At 55.1% G+C, this 5,576-nt stretch carries 2 tRNA genes and 3 rRNA genes; all 5 read left to right on the forward strand.

From position 1 onward, the window contains the following. Positions 1 to 216 precede the first annotated feature (216 nt). The 5 genes from ML539_RS15310 to rrf all read left to right on the forward strand — a co-directional run bounded on the left by ML539_RS15310 (position 217) and on the right by rrf (position 5,568). Positions 217 to 1,756, forward strand: a 16S ribosomal RNA gene (locus ML539_RS15310). 248 nt (positions 1,757 to 2,004) lie between these two features. Next, positions 2,005 to 2,080: transfer RNA gene (locus tag ML539_RS15315), tRNA-Ala, on the forward strand. A 56-nt stretch (positions 2,081 to 2,136) separates the two neighbouring features. After that, positions 2,137 to 2,214, forward strand: a tRNA-Ile gene (locus ML539_RS15320). A gap of 221 nt (positions 2,215 to 2,435) precedes the next feature. Further along, positions 2,436 to 5,371: ribosomal RNA gene (locus ML539_RS15325) — 23S ribosomal RNA — on the forward strand. A gap of 81 nt (positions 5,372 to 5,452) precedes the next feature. Beyond that, positions 5,453 to 5,568: ribosomal RNA gene (gene rrf, locus ML539_RS15330) — 5S ribosomal RNA — on the forward strand. The 16S, 23S and 5S rRNA genes sit together here with 2 tRNA genes alongside, the layout of an rRNA operon. The last annotated feature ends 8 nt before the right edge of the window (positions 5,569 to 5,576 follow it).

Raw genomic sequence — 5,576 nt, forward strand, 5'->3', positions numbered from 1 at the left:
GTCCTGCGCAGTTGAGGCTGCGGGGTGCCGGGAAGGGCTGGAAGGTTCTTCCGGACCGTGCGAGAGCGCGGAGGGCGTCTTTGAAAACCGGATAGAAGATAGGAAGCCTTTGAGGGTTCCGCGGGACGTTCTAGGACGGTTCGTGGAATTCAGAGAAATACGACCAGAGCATTTGTCCAAGGGGGGAACCCCGAGGAGCAAGAGTTCAGGAATATTAAACTTGAGAGTTTGATCCTGGCTCAGAATGAACGCTGGCGGCGTGCCTAACACATGCAAGTCGGATGTGCCGCAAGGTGCATGGCAGACGGGTGAGTAACGCGTGGGGAATCTACCTTTTAGTGGGGAATAACGCTCCGAAAGGAGTGGTAATACCGCATGAGACCTTCGGCTGGGATGCTGAAGGTGAAACCTGGGGACCGCAAGGCCTGGGGCTAAGAGAGGATCCTGCGTCTGATTAGCTAGTTGGCGGGGTAATGGCCCACCAAGGCGACGATCAGTAGCCGGCCTGAGAGGGTGATCGGCCACACTGGAACTGAGACACGGTCCAGACTCCTACGGGAGGCAGCAGTGGGGAATTTTGCGCAATGGACGAGAGTCTGACGCAGCAACGCCGCGTGGGTGATGAAGGTCTTCGGACTGTAAAACCCTGTCGTCAGGGACGAAGGTGGCAGTGTTAATAGCGCTGTTACTTGACGGTACCTGGAGAGGAAGCCCCGGCTAACTCTGTGCCAGCAGCCGCGGTAATACAGAGGGGGCAAGCGTTATTCGGAATTATTGGGCGTAAAGGGCGCGTAGGCGGTTTTTTAAGTCAGATGTGTAATCCCCGAGCTCAACTTGGGAACTGCATCTGAGACTGGAAGGCTAGAGTACTGGAGAGGGTGGTGGAATTCCTCGTGTAGCGGTGAAATGCGTAGAGATGAGGAGGAACACCAGTGGCGAAGGCGGCCACCTGGACAGTAACTGACGCTGAGGCGCGAAAGTGTGGGTAGCAAACAGGATTAGATACCCTGGTAGTCCACGCTGTAAACGATGAACACTTGGTGTGGAGGGAGTTGACCCCTTCCGTGCCGGAGCTAACGCGTTAAGTGTTCCGCCTGGGGAGTACGGTCGCAAGGCTGAAACTCAAAGGAATTGACGGGGGCCCGCACAAGCGGTGGAGCATGTGGTTTAATTCGACGCAACGCGAAGAACCTTACCTGGGCTTGAACTGCAGTGGACCGGTGCAGAGATGTGCCTTTTCGCAAGAACTGCTGCAGAGGTGCTGCATGGCTGTCGTCAGCTCGTGTCGTGAGATGTTGGGTTAAGTCCCGCAACGAGCGCAACCCTTACCCGTAGTTGCCAGCGCGTCATGGCGGGAACTCTACGGGGACTGCCCGGGTTAACCGGGAGGAAGGTGGGGATGATGTCAAGTCCTCATGGCCCTTATGTCCAGGGCTACACACGTGCTACAATGGGCGATACAAACCGTTGCAAAGTCGCGAGATGGAGCTAATCGGAGAAAGTCGTCCTCAGTTCGGATTGTAGTCTGCAACTCGACTACATGAAGGTGGAATCGCTAGTAATCGTGTATCAGAATGATACGGTGAATACGTTCCCGGGCCTTGTACACACCGCCCGTCACATCACGAAAGCCGGGAGCACTTGAAGAGGCTGTGGTAACCCGCAAGGGGGCTAGGTCTCAATGGTGAACTTGGTGATTGGGGTGAAGTCGTAACAAGGTAGCTGTAGGAGAACCTGTGGCTGGATCACCTCCTTTCTAAGGAGAGTCGCTTCTAGGAGTGACGAAAGGTCAACGCTTCCGATCAAAATTTCTATCCGGTTTTTAAAGACGCTCGGGCAAGTCTTTGACGAGCGTGCTTGGGCGTCCATGCCTGGGGTCGTGGTTCTGCGATCGCAAGTGGTGGTTTCGCGGGCAGGTTGCGAGTGCGGGTTTCCCGCGCAAGCAGCGGGGGCCCGGGGGACATCGCGAGCGAAGCGAGCAGGCGGTCCCCCCGGACAACATTCGGGCCCGTAGCTCAGCTGGGAGAGCGCCTGGTTTGCATCCAGGAGGTCGTCGGTTCGATCCCGGTCGGGTCCACCAGCGCCTGCTGGGACACGCAACGGGGGCCTATAGCCCTCCCGCGTGCGAATGCACGAGGGCCTATAGCTCAGTCTGGTTAGAGCGCACGCCTGATAAGCGTGAGGTCGGTGGTTCGAATCCACCTAGGCCCACCAATTTGAGTTGAGTTGAGACCTTACGAGGTTTGAATCCAGCTCAAGACTGCCTCGAGGGGCGGGTCGAAAGACGGAGCTGTTTGACAATCAAATAGAAGGAATAGAGAAGGGTGATCCATGGCGTTGAAGTGACGCTGTGGGCTTAAGGCGAGGCAAGTTTAGCGAATCAACACTCTCGTGGGCCGAAATGAATGATTCATGAATGTGATTCATTGATGGAAGGCCAAGTTACAAAGGGTTGACGGTGGATGCCTTGGCAGATGACAGCGATGAAGGACGTGGTAAGCTGCGAAAAGTCTCGGGGAGTTGCACGCGAACGGTGATCCGGGAATGTCCGAATGGGGAAACCCTCTTGGGTGAAAGCTCAAGAATCTCTTAGCTGAATTCATAGGCTTTGAGAGGCGAACGTGGGGAAGTGAACCATCTCAGTACCCACAGGAACAGAAAACAACAGTGATTCCGGGAGTAGCGGCGAGCGAAACCGGAGGAGCCCAAACCTCTTACGTGTAAGCGGCAGGCGTTGCGTAGGGGGGGTCGTGGGACCTACAGGCTGGAGCTGCCCTCCAGCACAGAGTTACAAAACCGACGGTTAGCGGAACGGCATGGAAAGGCCGGCGAGACAGGGTGATAGCCCCTTACGCGAAAGCCGATCGGACTCTGAGTGGTGTTCCCAAGTATGTCGGGGCACGAGAAACCTTGACAGAATTTGCCGCGACCATGCGGTAAGGCTAAATATGTTCATCTGACCGATAGTGAACCAGTACCGTGAGGGAAAGGCGAAAAGAACCCCGATGAGGGGAGTGAAATAGAACCTGAAACCGTCAATCTACAAGCAGTGGAACCCCTATGGTTTACCAGGGGAACCGCGTGCCTTTTGCATAATGAGCCGGCTAGTTATTTTTAGTGGCGAGGCGAAGCCGAAGAGGCGAAGCCGCAGGGAAACCGAGTCTGAATAGGGCGACAGTCGCTGGAAATAGACGCGAAACGGGATGATCTATCCTTGACCAGGATGAAGTCCGGGTGACACCGGATGGAGGTCCGAACCAGTGTGGGTTGAAAACCGCTTGGATGAGTTGAGGATAGGGGTGAAAGGCCAATCAAATTCCGTGATAGCTCGTTCTCCCCGAAATAGCTTTAGGGCTAGCGTCGGATGTTTCGTCGTGCAGGTAGAGACCTGAATGGACTAGGGGGCTTACCAGCTTACTGAATCCAACCAATCTTCGAATGGCACGCCGTGAAGTCCGGCAGTCAGACTGCGGGTGATAAGATCCGTAGTCGAGAGGGAAAGAACCCAGATCGCCAGCTAAGGTCCCAAAATACATGCTAAGTGGAAAAGGATGTGGATGTGCTTAGACAGCCAGGAGGTTAGCTTAGAAGCAGCTATCCTTTAAAGAAAGCGTAATAGCTCACTGGTCAAGCGGGTCTGTGCCGACAATTCAACGGGGCTAAAGCATGTTACCGAAGCTGCGAACGTAAGTGGTAGGGGAGCATTCCCTACGTCTGTGAAGGTTGACCGTAAGGACAGCTGGAGACATGGGAAGAGACTCTGTCGGCATAAGTAGCGTAAAGACGGGCGAGAACCCCGTCCGCCGTAAGACTAAGGTTTCCAACGCAAGGTCAATCCGCGTTGGGTTAGTCGGACCCTAAGCTGAGGCCGAAAGGCGTAGGCGATGGAAGGCTGGTTAATATTCCAGCACCATGAGCATCTCGTTTGTACGATGCAGGGACGCAGGAAGGTAGGGACGCAGGGCTATGGAATGTCCTGCGAAAGGTATCAAGGGTGGCGCTTAGGGAAGTCCGGGCGCCAACAGCTCAAGGTATCTGACGAAAAGTCCTGATCCTACACTGCCGAGAAAAGCTGCTAAGGAGAGGTGCTTGTGTCCGTACCGCAAACCGACACAGGTAGTCGAGGAGAGAATCCTCAGGCGTTTGAGAGAACTCTGCTGAAGGAACTCGGCAAATTAACCCCGTAACTTCGGGAGAAGGGGTACCACGGTAGGGTTCATAGCCCGAGGTGGTGGCACATAAATGTCCCAGGCGACTGTTTAACAAAAACACAGGTCTCTGCAAACTCCAAAGAGGAGGTATAGGGGCTGACGCCTGCCCGGTGCCGGAAGGTCAAGAGGAGCGGTCAGCGCAAGCGAAGCTGCGAATTTAAGCCCCGGTGAACGGCGGCCGTAACTATAACGGTCCTAAGGTAGCGAAATTCCTTGTCGGGTAAGTTCCGACCTGCACGAATGGCGTAACGATCTGGGAACTGTCTCCAGCAGAGACTCAGCGAACTTGTAGCACCGGTGAAGATGCCGGTTACCCGCACTTAGACGGAAAGACCCCGTGCACCTTTACTACACCTTGACATTGAGGTTGGCGTTGGACTGTGCAGGATAGGTGGGAGGCTATGAAACTGGCTCGTTAGGGTCGGTGGAGCCGACGTTGAGATACCACCCTGTTTAACGCTGATCTCTAACTCGCACCCGTGATCCGGGTGGAAGACAATGTCAGGCGGGTAGTTTGACTGGGGCGGTCGCCTCCTAAAGCGTAACGGAGGCGTACGAAGGTTCCCTCAGGCTGTTTGGAAATCAGCCGCAGAGCGCAATAGTATAAGGGAGCTTGACTGCGAGTCAGACACGACGAGCAGGTGCGAAAGCAGGTTATAGTGATCCGGTGGTCCCGAATGGAAGGGCCATCGCTCAACGGATAAAAGGTACGCCGGGGATAACAGGCTGATCTTGCCCAAGAGTTCATATCGACGGCAAGGTTTGGCACCTCGATGTCGACTCATCACATCCTGGGGCTGAAGCAGGTCCCAAGGGTTCGGCTGTTCGCCGATCAATAGTGGTACGTGAGTTGGGTTCAGAACGTCGCGAGACAGTTCGGTCCCTATCTAGTGTGGGCGCAGGAGATTTGAGAGGACCTGTCCTTAGTACGAGAGGACCGGGATGGACTGACCTCTGGTGTTCCAGTTGTGCCTCCAGGTGCAATGCTGGGTAGCTATGTCGGGAAGTGAGAAGCGCTGAAAGCATCTAAGCGCGAAACACCCCTCAAGATGAGATCTCCCTATGAGACCCGTGGTAGACCACCACGTTGATAGGTCGCATGTGCAAGGCCGGTGACGGCTTCAGCTGAGCGATACTAATCGGTCCATCGACTTGACCTTTCATCAATGAATTGCATGACTTCATCACCCACGAACGCTCTACGGAGCTTCGCCTTAACCCTTCTCAACCCTTCTACCCTTCGTCGCGGCTTTTCCCCAGGGGTCACACCCGTTCCCATCCCGAACACGGCCGTTAAGACCTGGAGGGCCGATGATACTGCTCCCCACAGGAGTGGAAAAGTAGGTCGCTGCGACGTTAAATCCC

Source organism: Geothrix sp. SG200 (assembly GCF_022808935.1).
Taxonomy (GTDB): domain Bacteria; phylum Acidobacteriota; class Holophagae; order Holophagales; family Holophagaceae; genus Geothrix; species Geothrix alkalitolerans.